Genomic DNA, 728 nt, shown 5'->3' on the forward strand with positions numbered 1-728 from the left:
GGTAAGGCTAAATACTCCCGAGAGACCGATAGCGAACCAGTACTGTGAAGGAAAGGTGAAAAGCACTTCGAATAGAAGAGTGAAATAGTCCCTGAAACCATGCGCCTACAAGCGGTCGGAGCAGCTTATGCTGTGACGGCGTGCCTTTTGCATAATGAACCTACGAGTTACTTTTTCCGGCAAGGTTAAGCATCTTGAGATGTGGATCCGAAGCGAAAGCGAGTCTGAATAGGGCGGATAGTCGGAAGGAGTAGACGCGAAACCAAGTGATCTACCCTTGGGCAGGTTGAAGGTTAGGTAACACTAACTGGAGGACCGAACCGATAAGCGTTGAAAAGCTTCCGGATGACCTGAGGGTGGGGGTGAAAGGCTAATCAAACTTGGAGATAGCTCGTACTCCCCGAAATGCATTTAGGTGCAGCCTTGAGAGTTACTAATGTGAGGTAGAGCGACTGATAAGATGCGAGGGCTTCACCGCCTATCAAGTCTTGATAAACTCCGAATGCGCATTAGTTCTATCTCAGGAGTGAGGGCATGGGTGCTAAGGTCCATGTCCTAAAGGAGAAGAATCCAGACCATCAGCTAAGGTCCCCAAATAAACACTAAGTTGAACTAACGAAGTCAGATTGCTAAGACAGCTAGGATGTTGGCTTGGAAGCAGCCATTCATTTAAAGAGTGCGTAACAGCTCACTAGTCGAGGAGTTTGGCGTGGATAATAATCGGGCAT

Annotated in this window: 1 rRNA gene; it reads left to right on the forward strand. The window is 47.9% G+C overall.

The features are described from left to right. Positions 1 to 728, forward strand: a 23S ribosomal RNA gene (locus WS34_RS14945); the annotation flags it as partial.

This window comes from Odoribacter sp. N15.MGS-14 (genome assembly GCF_000980245.1).
GTDB classification, from domain to species: domain Bacteria; phylum Bacteroidota; class Bacteroidia; order Bacteroidales; family Marinifilaceae; genus Odoribacter; species Odoribacter splanchnicus.